Source organism: Streptomyces sp. NPDC041814, assembly GCF_055590565.1.
Window position 1 is genome coordinate 43,158 of sequence record NZ_JBVJAM010000010.1, and the last position, 14,547, is coordinate 57,704.

At 71.9% G+C, this 14,547-nt stretch carries 18 protein-coding genes; 12 read left to right on the forward strand and 6 right to left on the reverse strand.

Annotation, left to right across the window (positions count from 1 at the left end; all coding sequences use genetic code 11):
- The first annotated feature begins 2 nt into the window (after positions 1-2).
- Positions 3-515, forward strand: coding sequence for a peptidoglycan-binding domain-containing protein (locus ACZ6C6_RS24315; RefSeq protein ID WP_469205371.1), 513 nt, complete (start codon positions 3-5; stop codon positions 513-515).
- A gap of 12 nt (positions 516-527) precedes the next feature.
- Here the strand turns inward: ACZ6C6_RS24315 and ACZ6C6_RS24320 are convergent, their stop codons facing one another.
- The 5 genes from ACZ6C6_RS24320 to ACZ6C6_RS24340 all read right to left on the reverse strand — a co-directional run bounded on the left by ACZ6C6_RS24320 (position 528) and on the right by ACZ6C6_RS24340 (position 5,740).
- The gene (locus ACZ6C6_RS24320; RefSeq protein ID WP_469205372.1) at positions 528-1,955 is read right to left on the reverse strand and encodes a sensor histidine kinase; all 1,428 of its coding nucleotides are present in this window, start codon (positions 1,953-1,955) and stop codon (positions 528-530) included.
- The gene (locus tag ACZ6C6_RS24325) at positions 1,952-2,683 is read right to left on the reverse strand and encodes a response regulator transcription factor (RefSeq protein ID WP_469205373.1); all 732 of its coding nucleotides are present in this window, start codon (positions 2,681-2,683) and stop codon (positions 1,952-1,954) included. The genes ACZ6C6_RS24320 and ACZ6C6_RS24325 overlap by 4 nt, the downstream gene beginning before the upstream one ends.
- Before the next feature lie 68 nt (positions 2,684-2,751).
- A complete protein-coding gene (locus tag ACZ6C6_RS24330; RefSeq protein ID WP_469205374.1) occupies positions 2,752-3,798 on the reverse strand; it encodes a S1C family serine protease in 1,047 nt (348 codons plus the stop codon).
- A 91-nt stretch (positions 3,799-3,889) separates the two neighbouring features.
- Positions 3,890-4,930 carry a LacI family DNA-binding transcriptional regulator gene (locus ACZ6C6_RS24335; protein WP_469205375.1) on the reverse strand — a complete coding sequence of 347 codons (1,041 nt, stop codon included), beginning with the start codon at positions 4,928-4,930 and terminating at the stop codon, positions 3,890-3,892.
- 24 nt (positions 4,931-4,954) lie between these two features.
- Entirely contained in the window at positions 4,955-5,740 is a 786-nt protein-coding gene (locus tag ACZ6C6_RS24340; RefSeq protein WP_469205376.1) for a response regulator transcription factor, read from the reverse strand.
- A gap of 239 nt (positions 5,741-5,979) precedes the next feature.
- Here ACZ6C6_RS24340 and ACZ6C6_RS24345 point away from each other — a divergent pair, with 239 nt between their 5' ends.
- The 8 genes from ACZ6C6_RS24345 (at position 5,980) to ACZ6C6_RS24380 (ending at position 11,311) form a co-directional block, all read left to right on the forward strand.
- Entirely contained in the window at positions 5,980-6,852 is an 873-nt protein-coding gene (locus ACZ6C6_RS24345) for an alpha/beta hydrolase family protein (protein ID WP_469205377.1), read from the forward strand.
- Positions 6,853-6,917: 65 nt separating this feature from the next.
- Positions 6,918-7,172 (forward strand): MoaD/ThiS family protein, encoded by a 255-nt coding sequence (locus tag ACZ6C6_RS24350; protein WP_143621062.1) that lies wholly within the window; start codon positions 6,918-6,920, stop codon positions 7,170-7,172.
- Positions 7,173-7,182: 10 nt separating this feature from the next.
- Positions 7,183-8,346: a hypothetical protein gene (locus ACZ6C6_RS24355; protein WP_469205378.1), complete on the forward strand. Its 1,164-nt coding sequence runs from the start codon at positions 7,183-7,185 to the stop codon at positions 8,344-8,346.
- 123 nt (positions 8,347-8,469) lie between these two features.
- The gene (locus ACZ6C6_RS24360; RefSeq protein WP_469205379.1) at positions 8,470-9,165 is read left to right on the forward strand and encodes an LmeA family phospholipid-binding protein; all 696 of its coding nucleotides are present in this window, start codon (positions 8,470-8,472) and stop codon (positions 9,163-9,165) included.
- A gap of 224 nt (positions 9,166-9,389) precedes the next feature.
- Positions 9,390-9,485: a putative leader peptide gene (locus tag ACZ6C6_RS24365; protein WP_469205714.1), complete on the forward strand. Its 96-nt coding sequence runs from the start codon at positions 9,390-9,392 to the stop codon at positions 9,483-9,485.
- A gap of 160 nt (positions 9,486-9,645) precedes the next feature.
- Complete coding sequence (locus ACZ6C6_RS24370; protein WP_469205380.1) at positions 9,646-10,491, forward strand: sulfurtransferase; 846 nt, start codon at positions 9,646-9,648, stop codon at positions 10,489-10,491.
- A gap of 47 nt (positions 10,492-10,538) precedes the next feature.
- Positions 10,539-10,826, forward strand: coding sequence for a DUF1416 domain-containing protein (locus ACZ6C6_RS24375; protein WP_018101653.1), 288 nt, complete (start codon positions 10,539-10,541; stop codon positions 10,824-10,826).
- Positions 10,827-10,984: 158 nt separating this feature from the next.
- Complete coding sequence (locus ACZ6C6_RS24380; protein ID WP_469205381.1) at positions 10,985-11,311, forward strand: DUF3099 domain-containing protein; 327 nt, start codon at positions 10,985-10,987, stop codon at positions 11,309-11,311.
- A gap of 9 nt (positions 11,312-11,320) precedes the next feature.
- On the opposite strand, the gene ACZ6C6_RS24385 is transcribed toward ACZ6C6_RS24380, so the two are convergent.
- Positions 11,321-11,683 (reverse strand): DsrE family protein, encoded by a 363-nt coding sequence (locus ACZ6C6_RS24385; RefSeq protein WP_469205382.1) that lies wholly within the window; start codon positions 11,681-11,683, stop codon positions 11,321-11,323.
- A 107-nt stretch (positions 11,684-11,790) separates the two neighbouring features.
- On the opposite strand from ACZ6C6_RS24385, the gene ACZ6C6_RS24390 reads away from it, so the two are divergent.
- The 3 genes from ACZ6C6_RS24390 to ACZ6C6_RS24400 are packed head-to-tail and all read left to right on the forward strand — an operon-like array spanning position 11,791 to position 14,365.
- Positions 11,791-12,633: a hypothetical protein gene (locus ACZ6C6_RS24390; RefSeq protein ID WP_469205383.1), complete on the forward strand. Its 843-nt coding sequence runs from the start codon at positions 11,791-11,793 to the stop codon at positions 12,631-12,633.
- Positions 12,630-13,493 carry a hypothetical protein gene (locus ACZ6C6_RS24395; RefSeq protein WP_469205384.1) on the forward strand — a complete coding sequence of 288 codons (864 nt, stop codon included), beginning with the start codon at positions 12,630-12,632 and terminating at the stop codon, positions 13,491-13,493. Before ACZ6C6_RS24390 ends, ACZ6C6_RS24395 begins: the two co-directional genes overlap by 4 nt.
- Positions 13,490-14,365: a hypothetical protein gene (locus ACZ6C6_RS24400; protein ID WP_469205385.1), complete on the forward strand. Its 876-nt coding sequence runs from the start codon at positions 13,490-13,492 to the stop codon at positions 14,363-14,365. The genes ACZ6C6_RS24395 and ACZ6C6_RS24400 overlap by 4 nt, the downstream gene beginning before the upstream one ends.
- Positions 14,366-14,547: the final 182 nt, after the last annotated feature.

The window sequence follows — 14,547 nt, forward strand, 5'->3', positions numbered from 1 at the left end:
TCGTGAAACGCAAGCTGTATGTCGGTGCCGCAGCCATCGCCCTCTCGATCGCCGGCACGCTGACGCTCAGCGCCCCGGCCAACGCTTCGGCTTCCTCGGGGTACGTCTCGGGGACCGGGTCGGTCCTGGACGACCTGAACGACGAAGGACCTCTGCACTACGGGGACCGCAGCGGTGCGGTAGCGGTGTGGCAGTCCATCCTCTGGGCCGACAACTACCTGAGCTTCGCCTACGACGATTCGGTGGACTGCTCCTTCGGCCCCGACACTCTGGCTGCTACGAAGAAGTGGCAGAAGGACCACGGCCTGACGGCCGACGGGGTGCCGGGGAAGAACACGTTCACCAAGGCGGGCAAGTATCTGAAGGACGCAGGCCTGAGCACCAGCGGCCAGCGCATGATCTACTACGACTCCCCGCAGTCCAGTGTGCGTGCTCTCGCCAACCGCGATGGAGACGGGCACTGGATCGTCTGGATCGGTGACAGCAAGCGGCGGGCCTCCTACAGCAGCTGCTGAACAGGACAGGCCTCAGGGTGCGTCCGGAGGCGGCTGCGGGGCCCCCGGAAGGTTGATCACCGCCTCCGTGCCGCCGCCCGGGGCCGGGGTGAGGGCGATGGCACCGCCCGACTGCTGGACGGTACGGGCCACGATCGACAGGCCCAGGCCCGAGCCCGGGAGCTGGCGGGCGGACGGGGAGCGCCAGAAGCGTTCGAAGACGTGGGGGAGTTCGTCGGCGGGGATGCCGGGGCCGTGGTCGCGGACCGTGAGGCGGCCCCGGTGCAGCACCACATCGATGGTGCCCTGCGACGGGCTGAACTTCACCGCGTTGTCCAGGACGTTGACGATCGCCCGCTCCAGGGCCGCGGGTTCGGCACGTACGTACCAGGGGGCCAGGTCCTCCGTGATCGTCAGCTCCGGACCGCGCAGCCGGGCGCGGCGCAGGGCGGCCCGGGTGATGTCGTGCAGGGCCACCACCTGGAGCGGGCCCGGCTGGGCGGCGTCCGGGCGGGCCAGCTCCTGGAGGTCGCCGATGAGCGCGGCCAGCTCCGTCATCTGCGCCTTCACCGACGACATCAGGGCCCTGCGGTCGTCCGGCGGGATCGCCCGGCCGGTCTCGTCGCTGCGGGCCAGCAGCTCCACGTTGGTCCGGAGCGAGGTGAGCGGGGTGCGCAGCTCGTGGCCCGCGTCCGCGATGAGCTGGGCCTGCCGGTCGCGGGAGGTCGCCAGGGACGCGGTCATCGAGTTGAACGACCGGGACAGGCGCGCGATCTCGTCCTCTCCCTCGACGGGGATGCGGACGGTCAGGTCCTCGGTCCTGGCCACGTGCTCGACGGCCTGGGCGAGCTCGTCCACGGGACGCAGCCCGGACCGGGCGACCCAGAGACCGGCGGCGCCGGCCCCGATGACGCCGATGCCGCCGACGAGGGCGAGGACCCAGGCGAGGGTGGAGAGCGGCTCGTCGATCTCGCTGAGGGGCCGCGCGATGGTGACACCGAGGTCGACCCGGGGCTGGTCGAGTCCAGGCCCGCGGGTCGCCGTCACCGGGTAGGTGAAGGCGCGCATCTTCGCACCGTCGGACGCGGTCTCCGTGTGCAGCGGACCGGGCTGGTTGCCGCCGACCACCGCGAGGTCGTCGGCGGTGATCGGGAGTTCGGGGGAGCCGGGGGCGACGCAGGCGTTGCCCTGTCCGTCGATGAGCTGGACGGTGAGGCCGGTGTAGGGCGTGGGCCGCAGCTTGGTGGTGCCCTTGCAGTACTGGTACAGGCTGACCAGGTAGTCCTGGTCGACCGTGGACGCGCGCAACGTCTCGTCCTGCCGCTCCTCCAGCTGCTCCCGCACCACGAACCAGCACGCCACCGCCACCGCCGCCACCGCGGCCGCGACCGCCGTCGCGACCAGCAGGGCCAGCCGGGACCGCAGCGGCAGCGCGCGGACGCGTCGCAGCGGCCCCGTCATCCGTCGCCCCCGCCGGAGCGGAGCGCGTACCCCACACCGCGCACGGTGTGCACGAGGCGCGGTTCGCCGCCGGCCTCCGTCTTGCGGCGGAGGTACATCACGTACACGTCCAGGGAGTTGGAACTCGGCTCGAAGTCGAAGCCCCACACCGCCTTCAGGATCTGCTCGCGGGTCAGCACCTGGCGCGGGTGCGCGAGGAACATCTCCAGGAGCGTGAATTCGGTACGGGTCAGCTCCACGCGCCGGGTGCCGCGCATGACCTCCCGGGTCGAGAGGTCCATGCGCAGATCGGCGAAGGACAGCACGTTGTCGTCGGGGACGGGACCGCCCGAGGCCGTCGCGTACGAGCTGCGGCGCAGCAGGGCGCGGATGCGGGCGAACAGTTCGTCCAGTTCGAACGGCTTGACCAGGTAGTCGTCGGCGCCCGCGTCGAGGCCGGTGACGCGGTCGCCGACGGTGTCCCGGGCCGTGAGCATCAGGATGGGCGTGGTGGCGCCCGTGGAGCGGATGCGGCGGGCGGCGGTCAGGCCGTCCATGCGGGGCATCTGGATGTCCAGGACGATGAGGTCGGGGGCGTACGACTCCGCCCTGGCGAGGGCGTCGACGCCGTCGACGGCGACTTCGGTGCCGTATCCCTCGAAGGCGAGGCTGCGTTGCAGGGCCTCGCGCACGGCGGGCTCGTCGTCGACGATCAGGATGCGCTGCGGATCGTCTTCGGCGGGGCTCATCGCTGTCTTGTCCTCTTCTCGGTCGTACGGGCCGGAGCGCGGGACCCCAGTTTCTCAGCCCCCTACGGTCAGGAGCCGTTCCCCGCCCGCAGGGTGTCGAGGTCGGCCTTCAGGGTGTTCACGGGGATGGCGAAGCCGAGGCCGACGCTGCCGGCGCCGGAGCTGCCCTGGCCGCTCGCCGAGCTCGCCGAGTACATGGCGGAGTTGATGCCGATGATCTCGCCGTTCATGTTGATCAGCGCACCGCCGGAGTTGCCCGGGTTGAGCGAGGCGTCGGTCTGGATGGCCTTGTACGTGGTGGTGGACTCGCCGGTGTCGCCGTTGAACTGCTGCCCGCCGAACTCGAAGGGCCACTGGCGCCCGCCGCCCTGCTGCTCCTGGCTCTGGCCGTTGTCCCCCTCCTTGGCGACCGTGACGTCGCGGTCGAGGGCGGAGACGATGCCGCTGGTGACGGTGCCGGTCAGGCCCTCGGGCGAGCCGATCGCGACGACCTGGTCGCCGACGGCGACCTGGGAGGAGTCGCCGAGCGTGGCCGTCTTCAGGCCGCTCGCGCCCTGGAGCTTGATCAGCGCGAGGTCCTTGCCGGCGTCGGTGCCGACGACGTCTGCGGTGTACGTCTTTCCGGTGCTCAGGGTGACCTTGATCTGCGAGGCGTCCGCGATGACGTGGTTGTTGGTGACGATCTCGCCGTCCGAGGTGATGACCACGCCCGAACCGGTGGACTGGCCGGCCGTCGAGGTCGCGCCGATCTCCACGATGGCCGGGGAGATCGCCTTGGCCACTCCGGCCACCGTGCCCTTGTCGCTCTGCGAGACGGTGGTGCCCGGCACGACGCCGCTGCCCGCGGCCGTGGTGGCGGGGTCGTCGGCGAGCCTGCCGATGACCGTCGCGGTGCCGCCGCCGACGATCGCCGCCGCGATGGCCACCGCGGCGACCAGCGCGACCGGCTTGCGGACCCGGCGCCGGGCGGCGGGCGGCTCGGGGGCGGGGCCCACCGGGTCCGGGAAGACCGGCTGGGCGGGCTGGTATGACGGCGGCGGCGGGTAGGCCGCTTCGCCGTTGCCGTACGAGGGGTACATCGGGTACTCGCCGCTCGGGCGCTGGCTCTCTGTCATGCCTATGAGCCTGTCCGGCCAAGATGAGAGGAGCGTGAGGGCGCCCTGAGAAGCCCGGCAGAACCGCGTATGCCCGGTATAAGGGCGGGGCTCAGGCGGACGCGGGCGGCTCTCCGCAGCCGCACGAGCGGCGGACCACCAGCGCCGAGGGGAACTGCTTGAGCCGCTCCCGCCGCGACCCCGACACCCGCAGCGAGTCGTCGAGCACCAGGTCCACCGCCGCCCGCGCCATCGCCGGGCGGTCCGAGGAGACCGTGGTGAGCGGCGGATCGGTCAGCCCGGCTTCCTTGACGTCGTCGAACCCGGCGACGGCCAGCTCGCCCGGCACGTCGATGCGCAGCTCGCGGGCGGCCCGCAGCACGCCGATCGCCTGGTCGTCCGTGGCGCAGAAGATGGCCGGCGGCCTGTCCGGCCCGGAGAGCAGCTTCAGGGCGACCTGGTAGGCGTCGTAGCGGTTGTACGGGGCCTGGAAGAGCCGGCCCTCCGTCGAGCGGCCGGACTCGTGCATCGCGCGCCGCCACCCCTCGACGTGGTCGGCGACCGGGTCGCCGACGGCCGGGGTCTCCTCCGTACCGCCGAGGCATGCCACGTACGCGTTGCCGTGTTCCAGGAGGTGGCGGGTGGCGAGCTGGGCGCCGCCGACGTCGTCCGTGACGACCGCGACGTCGTCGATGGCCTCGGGCCGCTCGTGCAGCAGCACGACCCGGGCGTCCCACGCCTCTATCTCCGCGGCGGCGCGTTCGCTGGGGCCCTGGCTGACCAGGATGAGACCGGAGACCCGCATGCCGAGGAAGGCCCGCAGGTAGTGGACCTCGCGCTCGTCGCGGTAGTCGGAGTTGCCGACGAGGACCATTTTCCCGCGCTCGGCGGCGGCCTGTTCGACCGCGTGCGCCATCTCCGCGAAGAACGGCTGCCGGGCGTCCGGCACGATCATCCCTATGAGATCGGTCCGCCGCGAGGCCATGGCCTGGGCGACCCGGTCGGGCCGGTAACCCAGCTCCTTGATCGCGGCGAGCACCCGCTCGCGCGTGGCCGGGGCGACCGGCCGGGGTCCGTTGTTGATGACGTAACTGACCACCGCGGTCGACGTCCCCGCCAGTCTCGCCACATCGTCCCGCGTCACCTTGGCCACGCGCGGCAGTCTACGCGGATGGAACTACCTCTTGGCAGGCCGGACCGGGGCTTCTTCCGTGACCTCGGCAGCGGGCGGCTGCTCCGAACGGGTGACACCCCGCTTGGCTGCCTTCGCCTCCTCGGCCGCCCGCTCGACCTTCTCGGGGGCGACGAAGCGGTAGCCCACGTTCCGCACGGTCCCGATCAGCGACTCGTGCTCCGGGCCGAGCTTCGCGCGCAGCCGCCGTACGTGCACGTCGACCGTGCGCGTACCGCCGAAGTAGTCGTAGCCCCAGACCTCCTGGAGCAGCTGGGCGCGGGTGAAGACCCGGCCCGGGTGCTGCGCCAGGTATTTCAGCAGTTCGAATTCCTTGAAGGTCAGGTCGAGGACCCGGCCCTTGAGTTTCGCGCTGTACGTCGCCTCGTCCACCGAGAGATCACCGTTGCGGATCTCCATCGGGGAGTCGTCGGCGGTGATCTGCTGCCGGCCGGTCGCCAGCCGCAGCCGCGCCTCGACCTCGGCGGGGCCCGCGGTGTCCAGCAGGACGTCGTCGATGCCCCAGTCGGCGGTGACGGCCGCGAGGCCGCCCTCCGTGACGACGAGGATCAGCGGACAGCCGGGCCCGGTGGACCGCAGCAGCTGGCAGAGCGAACGGACCTGGGGGAGGTCGCGGCGCCCGTCCACGAGAATGACGTCGGCACCCGGGGTGTCCACGAGTGCGGGGCCCTCGGCGGGGGCGACGCGCACGCTGTGGAGCAGGAGGCCGAGCGCGGGAAGCACCTCCGTCGACGGCTGGAGGGCATTGGTCAGGAGCAGCAGAGAACTCATCGCCGTCCACCTGCCCGGTTCGTCGGTCGTTGATGGTGCACAGTCGGCTCGCCCATGACGTTCGGTCCTCCTCGTTCCCTGCGAGAGGGGCACTCCCGGGCGGGGCCCGGGGGAGTATGCGGCTCTGCTTCGTACGGCATTGCTGAGCTTGTCGAAACGTCGCCGTAACAACGTCCGGAAAGCACAAAAGGATCCGGGGGCTGCTCTGCCCGGATCCTCTTCACAGGAGAATAACCCACATGAGTTCGTTGTCAGAGGGGAGAATTCCGGCTTTCGCTGTTCGCTCGGTCACGCGGGTGCCCCTGAGGGCCGCGTTGCGGGCGGATGACGGGACCTGGATCGAGGCGGTGTACGACCCGTGTACGGGGGATGACGGCGGGGATACGGCGATCGTCGTCGCGCACGGATTCACCGGTTCGGTGGACCGCCCGGCGGTGCGGAGGGCGGTGGGCACGTTCTCCCGGTACGCGGCGGTGGTGACCTTCTCCTTCCGGGGTCACGGCAGGTCCGGCGGGTTCTCCACCGTCGGCGACCGCGAGGTGCTGGACCTGGCGGCGGCGGTCGCCTGGGCGCGCTCGCTGGGGCACCGGCGCGTGGTGACCGTCGGCTTCTCGATGGGCGGCTCGGTGGTCCTGCGGCACGGGGCGCTGTACGCATCGCCCGGGGCGGACGGAGGGGATCGGGACGTTGCGGAGCGCGGGGGGCGCGCAGGTGCGCGTACGGGGGCGCACGCGGACGCGGTAGTGGCCGTGAGCGCCCCCGCGCGCTGGTACTACCGGGGTACGGCTCCGATGCGCCGCCTGCACTGGATGGTGACCCGGCCCGCCGGACGGCTCGTCGGGCGCTACGGCTTCCGCACGCGCATCCACCGCGAGGCGTGGGACCCGGTCCCGCTCTCCCCGGTCGGGGCGGCCGCTCTCATCGCCCCGGCGCCCCTGCTGATCGTGCACGGCGACCGGGACCCGTACTTCCCGCTCGACCACCCCCGCATGCTCGCCGCCGCCGCGGGTGACGGGGCGGAGCTGTGGCTGGAGCGCGGCATGGGGCACGCGGAGAACGCGGCCGACGAGAGCTTGCTCACCCGCATCGCCGACTGGGTGGTGCGACGGTGAACCATGATGGGGGGCCGGTGTCCCCCGAACCGGCACCGGAGGAACGGAACGAAAGGAGCGCCGCCATGCCTGCGGGAACGATCCGTTACTGGGCAGCCGCCAAGGCCGCGGCCGGGACCGCGGAGGAGCCGTACGCCGCCGCGACCCTCAAGGAGGCGCTCGACGCGGTGCGCGAGCGGCACCCCGGCGAGCTGAGCCGCGTACTGCGAAGGTGTTCGTTCCTCATCGACGGCGACCCCGTCGGGACCCGGAGCCATGAGACCGTACGCCTTGCCGAGGGCGGCACGGTCGAGGTGCTCCCGCCGTTCGCAGGAGGGTGAACCCCAGCACATGAGCAACGATCAGCAGCATCCGTACCACCCGGGCGCCCAGGACCCGGGACAGCAGCCGCAGTACGGGTACGCGCAGGACCCGCAGCAGGCTTACGGCTACCCCCAGGCGGAGGCGTATCCCCAGGCGGAGGCGTACCCGCAGCAGGCGTACCCGCAGCAGGCGTACGGCGAGCCGGCCTACGGCGGTCAGGCGTATCCGGACGCCTCGGCCGGGCAGCCGGACCAGGGCGCCACGCAGACCTGGCAGGGCCAGACCTGGGACACGCAGTACCAGCCGGCCACCGGCTCCCATCCACTGCCGCCCGAGGTGCACGCCGAGCCCGCGCCGCCCGCGCCCGTGCCGCCCGCGCCCGCCGCTTCCGGCGGCGACGGCTACAGCGCGCCCACCACCCTCGGCAACGCCCGGATCACCGACGCGCAGCGCGCCCGGGCCGAGGGGCGTTCCCCGATCATCGCGCCGGGAATCCAGCCGGCCGCGATCACCGCGGTGCTCGGGCTGCTGCTGGCGCTCGGCGCGGCCGTCGGCCCGTACGCCCTGGTCGTCCCGCTGGTGCTGCTCCAGGCGGTGACGGCGGCGGGCTGGTTCCGGCTCAACGGCATGTGGCCGGCCCGGCAGGGCATCGCGCTGGCCTTCGCCGGCGGTCTGGTCGCCGATGTGGCGCTCCTCGCGGCGGGCCGGGAGAACGGTCCGGCCGCGATCATCGGCACGCTGGGCGTCTGGGTGCTGCTCACCGTGGTCCTCCAGCTGCGCAGCCGGGCCGGCGCGGACGAGCGGATGCAGGGCCTCATGGCCACCGTCGCCTCGGCCGCCCTCGCGGTGCTGGCGGCCGGCCACCTCGCGGCCGTTCCGGACGCCGTGACGGTGGGCGCGGTCGCGGTCGCCGCCGCCGTGCTCGTACGGGCGCTGCCGCTGCCCGCGCCGGTGTCCGTGGTGGCCGCGCTGGCCGTCGCGGCGGGGGCGGGAGCGGTGGCGGGGGCCGCGGTGGACCTGGGGGCGAAGGGGGCTCTGCTGGGCCTCGCCGCCGGGGTCTGCGCGCTGATCGGACTGCGGGTCGCGAGCTATGACTACCCGTCACGCTTCGTGCACATGACGGCGGGTGTGGCCCTGCCGCTGACCGCGGCCGCGCCGGCCGTTTATGTGCTGGGGCGCGTCCTGACGTAGTCCCGTACGCCTCGGATCCGTACCGTTCCATCCGCATGGCGAAGCCCTCCACGGGGAACCGTTGGGGGGCTTCCGCACGTCGATCACGCCGTACGGGGACGGCAGGGTGGGGGAAGGACAGGCATGCGTGCACTGCGAATATGGGGCGTCGCCCTGGTGATCCTGGCGGCGTTGTTCGTGGCCGTGGACCGGGTGGCGGTGTACGTCGCCGAGTCGCAGGCCGAGGACCGGGTGAAGGTCCCGGGCGCGCGGATCGGCTCGACCGACATCTCCGTCAGGGGCTTCCCGTTCCTCACCCAGCTCGCCGGCTCCGAGCTGGACGACGTCGATGTGAAGATCACCGGCATCGAGACCCGCGCCGGGGGGCGCACGCTGCGGATCTCCACCATGAACGCCGAACTGCACGACGTGCGCCTGACCGACGGCTTCTCAGGCGCCACCGCCGCCCGCGCCTCCGGGACGGCCGTCATCTCGTACGAGGACCTGACGAAGGCCGCCAGCGAGGGCGTCGCGGTCGCGTACGGCGGCAAGAACAAGGTGAAGGTGACCGGCACGGTCACCGTCCCCCTCCTGGGGCGTCCGGTCTCGCGCAGCGTCCTGTCCACCGTCACCCTGCTCGACGGCCGCACCGTCCGGGTCCACGCGGACAAGGTGCCGGGTGAGGGCATCCCCGGCCTGGAGAAGCTGATCCGCGAGAAGACCGACTTCGAGCGCGAGGTCGGCGCGCTGCCGAACGGCCTGAAGCTGGAGAAGATCCAGCCGACCGAGGACGGGCTGGAGATATCGGTGACCGGCACCGATGTGCGCCTGGCCGGATGAGATGACCGGGCCCGCCGGCGGGCAGGGGTGAGGGGCCCAGCCACATAGTGAGACGGGCCGGTCCGGTCCGCAGATGGCCGACCGCCCGGACGCCTCGCGCGACGACGCCCGGGCCGTGGGGAAGCAGTCGGTGTCCCGCATTGCGGACGATCCTGTCTCAAGATGCGACACGGCGGTGACATGTCCGCCCGTACATCCCTACGATCGGACCCATGCAGTGCTCTATGGACGGCCTCCCTCAGGGTGGCCAGGCGGATCTCACGAAGCGGCGGGCAGTGGACCTGTGCCGCGTCGCCGCCATGCTCTGTCGCACTGTCTGAGCGGGACGCCCGGTTTCCCGCATTCCCAGGCCCTTCGACCGCACGTCGGGGCCATCCCGCACGCCGCCCGTGGTCACGGGCCCGGCCCGCGCCCCGCACATCCGCATCACGCACGACCCGTGCACCATCTCGCCGCAGACTGCCCCGGAGGAGAAACACAATGAGCCGCAGTGACGTCCTGGTAGACGCCGACTGGGTCGAGGCCCACATCGACGACCCGCAGGTCGCCATCGTCGAGGTCGACGAGGACACCTCCGCGTACGAGAAGAACCACATCAAGAACGCGATCCGGATCGACTGGACCAAGGACCTCCAGGACCCGGTCCGCCGCGACTTCATCGACCAGGCCGGTTTCGAGGCGCTGCTGTCCGCGAAGGGCATCGCCAACGACACCACGGTCGTCCTCTACGGCGGCAACAACAACTGGTTCGCGTCCTACGCGTTCTGGTACTTCAAGCTCTACGGCCACCAGGACGTCCGCCTGCTCGACGGCGGCCGCAAGAAGTGGGAGCTCGACTCCCGCGACCTGGTGGACGGCGACCAGATCCCGTCCCGTCCGGCCACGCAGTACAAGGCCAAGCCGCAGGACGAGTCCATCCGCGCCTACCGCGACGACGTCGTGAAGGCGATCGGCACCCAGAACCTGGTCGACGTGCGGTCGCCCGACGAGTTCAGCGGCAAGCTGCTCGCCCCGGCGCACCTCCCGCAGGAGCAGTCGCAGCGCCCCGGCCACGTGCCGAGCGCCCGCAACATTCCGTGGTCGAAGAACGCCAACGACGACGGCACCTTCAAGTCGGACGACGAGCTGCGCGCCCTCTACGAGGCCGAGCAGGTCGACCTGTCGAAGGACACCATCGCGTACTGCCGTATCGGCGAGCGCTCCGCGCTCACCTGGTTCGTGCTGCACCAGCTGCTCGGCCAGGAGAACGTCAAGAACTACGACGGTTCGTGGACCGAGTACGGCTCCCTCGTCGGCGTGCCGATCGAGCTCGGCGCCAACAAGTAACCCGTACGACCCGGACCAGCACGTTCCCCGACCAGAAGGACTGAACCATGTGTGGAGCAAAGGCCGGCGGCCCCGACGCTTCGACCATCAAGCCCGGTGAGACCACCATCCAGGGCAGCGTGACCCGCGACGGCGAGCCCGTCACCGGCTACGTCCGCCTGCTGGACTCGACCGGCGAGTTCACCGCCGAGGTCCCGACCTCGGCGACCGGCCAGTTCCGCTTCTACGCGGCCGAGGGCACCTGGACCGTTCGCGCCCTCGTCCCCGGCGGCACCGCCGACCGTACGGTCGTCGCGCAGACCGGTGGCCTGGCCGAGGTGGCCATCGCCGTCTAGGACGACCGTCGGCGCGGCCGACGACGACCGGCCGAAGGGCCGTACCCCAGGGGGTTTGGACGCTTGCCTGGCGCGGGTACGGCCCTTCGTGCTGCCCGTACGGAGTGCGGGTTCTCCCAGGACCGGCCGAGTGGGCCGATCGGGCCTACGCTGGACTCATGTACCGCCGACGCCGGCGCGCCTACTTCGTACTGATGGGCGCATGCCTCGTCCTCTTCGTCTCGGCCTGGGCCTTCGTGAGGCTCTGGTCGATGCCGGCCGCCATCGCGATGTGCGTGGTCGCGATGGTGATCCCGCCCGTCGCGGCGATGGTCGGCAACCGCAAGGGTCCGGAGGACCGCTGGTGGGACGAGCCCGGCGGGCGGCAGGAGCAGCAGCGGCCGCCGCCCGGTGACGCCAGGACCGGCAAGGGGGGCGGCGCCACCGGCGATCCGGAGTCGGACGCGTGGTGGGACGAGCTGGACGGCCGGAAGCGGCGCGGCTGAGAAGGCTGTTCAGTAGACGAGCGCCTGCACGCCGTCGGCCATGATCTCGCTGACGAAGACCTGGGCCCCGGCGATCCGCACGCCCTCCAGGACGTCCTCCTGGGTGATGTCGCGGCGGGCCGCGCACTGCGTGCACAGGGTGATCCGGCCGCCCGCCTGGATCGACTCGATCAGATCCGGCAGCGGGGCGGCGTGCGGCAGTTCGAACTCGGCGGCGCGGCCCGGGAGGGCGAACCACGCCGATTCCCCGGTCAGCCAGAGCGAAACCTCCACCCCGCTGGCGACGGCCACGGCCGCCACCGTGAACGCCTGCGAGCAGCGCTCGGCGGAGTCGGCACCTGCGGTCACCTTGATCACGAGCTTCTTCGGCATATACGGAACTGTAATCCTCGGCCGCACAACCCCACCCCGTACCTGTGGGTCAGTTGTGTGCGCGGATAACGGAATCCGTGCTTCAAGGTCTCGTGGGGGGACCCATTTTGCATCCGAAAGACAGCGTTTCCGACGGGCAGCCCGAGCCGCCCGTCGATGCGGCCGGGACGGCCGGGACGGGGGAACATCCGGAGGCCGCGGCGGAGCCCGCCGCCGTCGTGAAGCGGCGCCCGCGAGGGCGTACGGCCCTGATCATCGCCGCCGCGGCCGTGCTCGGCATCGCGGGGGGCGTCGCGACCGGCTACGGCGTCCAGGCCGGGCGTGCCCCGACACCGCTCTCCGCGCTCTCGCAGCCCGGTCTGGCGTACCCGGCGAAGGCCCTGCCCGCGGACAAGGCCCCCGACCCGCTGCCGGCCTCGCAGGACCGCCGGGTCCGCACGGACGGCGACCTGCGCAAGCTGATCGTGCCCCGGCCGAAGGGCTGGCAGGAGGACAAGGGCCTCGCCGCCCTCACCCAGGACGGGTGGCTGGGGGTGGACGACTACGCCCTGGACTTCACCAACGAGGAGTACATGTACGGCGACCTCCTCGACCAGGGCATCCGCCGGATCGCGGGCGCGTCCTGGAAGAAGGGCGAGTACAGCGCCGCCGACGTGTACCTCGTGCAGTTCAGCTCGGGCGCGGCCGCCGCCGCGTACGCGGAGGACCAGCGTTCGTACATGCCCGCGAAAAGCGCCGCCGGCAACGGGGGCACCGCGATCAAGGGCAGCGCCGAGGGCCGCTACTACCTCTTCTCGGCCGAGCGCAAGGCCGGTTACCTGCCCTTCTATCAGGCCAGGGCGATCTTCAGCCGGGGTGACGTCATGGTCGACATCCACATCTACGACAGCGCGCCGATCAGCAAGAAGGACATCCGCACGCTGGCCGAGCGACAGCTGGAGCGCCTGTGAACGACGACAGCATCCCCGAGACGCCCGAGACGCCCGAGACACCTGGGACGCCCGAGACACCTGGGACGCCCGAGACGCCCGAGCCGTTCGCCGCTCCGGAGCCCGCTCCCGTACGGAAGGGCAGGGCGCGCCGGGTGGTCCTCGCGGTCCTGCCCGTCGTGCTGGTGCTCGCCGCGGTCGGCGGCGCCGCCGCGTACACGAAGGTCACCGTCGACGGCGCGGACCGCACGGTCCCGACGCGGCTGTGGCAGAAGCCCGCCCACGAACCGGCCAAGGACCCCGCAGGGGATCTGGCGCGGGGCAGGGCCTCCACCGAGCTGAGCAAGCTGCTGCTGCCCGTCCCGGCCGGCTACCGGCTCGGCCCGGACTCCGGTACGTACGGCAACGACGCCGAACTCGGCGGCGCCGCGGCCACCGCCGAGATGAAGGACGGCGGGCGCGGCCTGTCGGGTCGGCAGCGGCGCGAGTTCGAGAAGCGGATCGACAAGCTCCGCATCCAGGGCCTGGCGGTCCGCACCTACGTCTCGCACGACAACGACCTGGTCGTCGACACCCAGCTGGTCCGGATGAAGGACAAGAAGGCCATCCGTGACCTCTACACCTTCCGGCACGAGCTGTTCGACAGCATCGGCGTCCTGCGCGACGGCCCGAAGATCGCCGGCCACAGGAAGAACGCCTCCTGCTTCCTCGGCCCGAAGGAGGACGACCGGCGGATCGAGGGCATGTTCTGCATGGCGTACGAGGGCGAGGTGATGGTCACCTTCTCGGCGTCGGGCATCGAGCCGTTCCGTAAGTCGGCCGTCGCCGAACTGGTGAAGGACCAGCTGAACCACATCACGTCCCCGGGGGAGTACGTATGACCGAGCAGACGGCCGCGCCCGCGACCGGGCCGGAGCCCCAGGCGGCGCCACCGGTCCTTGACCTCCCGCCGCTGCCGCCGCTGCCGCCGGGCCCCGTGCCGCAGGGCCCCCGGCCGCCGCGCCGGGTGCTGCGGGCCGTGGCGCGGTGGACCGCCGCCGTGCTGGTCCTCGGCGCGGCCGGGGCGGGAACGGCGTACGGGATCACGTCGATGGAGCGCACCGACGTACCCGGTCTCGCCACCGAGGACGACGGGCGCTGGGACTACCCCCGGCTCACCCTGCCCGCGCTCCCGGCGGACACGCCGCGCCCCTACAACGACGGCAACCCGTCCGAGATCCACCACGCCGACCTGCGCGAGCTGCTGCTGCCCGCCCCGGCCGGGGCCACGGTGGACAAGAAGCTCAAGGGCGGCTGGGTCAGCGACGAGCAGTTCGAGTCGGAGTTCACCGAGGGCGGGCGCGCCGGGATCGGCGAGACCCTGCGCGAAGGCACCCTGCGGCACATCGCGGCCCGCGGCTGGACCATGCCGGACGGCACCTCGAACCGGATCTACCTGCTCCAGTTCAGCTCGGCGGACGACGCCGACGCCTACCGCGACGACCGTTTCATCGGGGCGTCCGCCGGGGACGAGATGCTCGGCGCGCACGAGATGGAGCTCGACGAGAGCTGGAAGGGCGGCGGGAAGGTGGAGGCCACGGCCTCGTACGTCTTCAGCGAGCCGAAGCCCTACGGCGCCGCGCAGGTGCGGACGGGCTATGTCATCGCGGGGGACACCCTCGCCGTGGTCGTCCAGTCCCGCAAGGGAGGCGCCGGGACGCCGCGCGTGCCGTTCCACCAGACGCTGATCCTGCAGAACCAGCTGCTGGGCTGACCGGCCCCGGAACGGCGGGACCGGGCCCCACCTATTAGGCTGGGGCCCGGTCCTGTACTGCCCCGGACCGCCGCCCAACCGCTCGTCCGAGGAGCCCCCGTGCTTGAGGCATTCTTCTCCGCCCTGCTGGTCCTGGTCTGCGTCGGCGTTCTCGCCTTCGCCGCCGTGACCGTGAAGAAGCT

Bases quoted from the DNA above. Each gene is read 5' to 3' on its own strand.
- ACZ6C6_RS24375 (WP_018101653.1), top strand. From the start codon at position 10,539: ATGTGTGGAGCAAAGGCCGGCGGCCCCGACGCTTCGACCATCAAGCCC.
- ACZ6C6_RS24400 (WP_469205385.1), top strand. From the start codon at position 13,490: ATGACCGAGCAGACGGCCGCGCCCGCGACCGGGCCGGAGCCCCAGGCG.
- ACZ6C6_RS24325 (WP_469205373.1), bottom strand. From the start codon at position 2,683: ATGAGCCCCGCCGAAGACGATCCGCAGCGCATCCTGATCGTCGACGAC.
- ACZ6C6_RS24330 (WP_469205374.1), bottom strand. From the start codon at position 3,798: ATGACAGAGAGCCAGCGCCCGAGCGGCGAGTACCCGATGTACCCCTCG.
- ACZ6C6_RS24320 (WP_469205372.1), bottom strand. From the start codon at position 1,955: ATGACGGGGCCGCTGCGACGCGTCCGCGCGCTGCCGCTGCGGTCCCGG.
- ACZ6C6_RS24350 (WP_143621062.1), top strand. From the start codon at position 6,918: ATGCCTGCGGGAACGATCCGTTACTGGGCAGCCGCCAAGGCCGCGGCC.
- ACZ6C6_RS24385 (WP_469205382.1), bottom strand. From the start codon at position 11,683: ATGCCGAAGAAGCTCGTGATCAAGGTGACCGCAGGTGCCGACTCCGCC.
- ACZ6C6_RS24365 (WP_469205714.1), top strand. From the start codon at position 9,390: ATGGACGGCCTCCCTCAGGGTGGCCAGGCGGATCTCACGAAGCGGCGG.
- ACZ6C6_RS24370 (WP_469205380.1), top strand. From the start codon at position 9,646: ATGAGCCGCAGTGACGTCCTGGTAGACGCCGACTGGGTCGAGGCCCAC.
- ACZ6C6_RS24355 (WP_469205378.1), top strand. From the start codon at position 7,183: ATGAGCAACGATCAGCAGCATCCGTACCACCCGGGCGCCCAGGACCCG.
- ACZ6C6_RS24380 (WP_469205381.1), top strand. From the start codon at position 10,985: ATGTACCGCCGACGCCGGCGCGCCTACTTCGTACTGATGGGCGCATGC.
- ACZ6C6_RS24360 (WP_469205379.1), top strand. From the start codon at position 8,470: ATGCGTGCACTGCGAATATGGGGCGTCGCCCTGGTGATCCTGGCGGCG.
- ACZ6C6_RS24340 (WP_469205376.1), bottom strand. From the start codon at position 5,740: ATGAGTTCTCTGCTGCTCCTGACCAATGCCCTCCAGCCGTCGACGGAG.
- ACZ6C6_RS24345 (WP_469205377.1), top strand. From the start codon at position 5,980: ATGAGTTCGTTGTCAGAGGGGAGAATTCCGGCTTTCGCTGTTCGCTCG.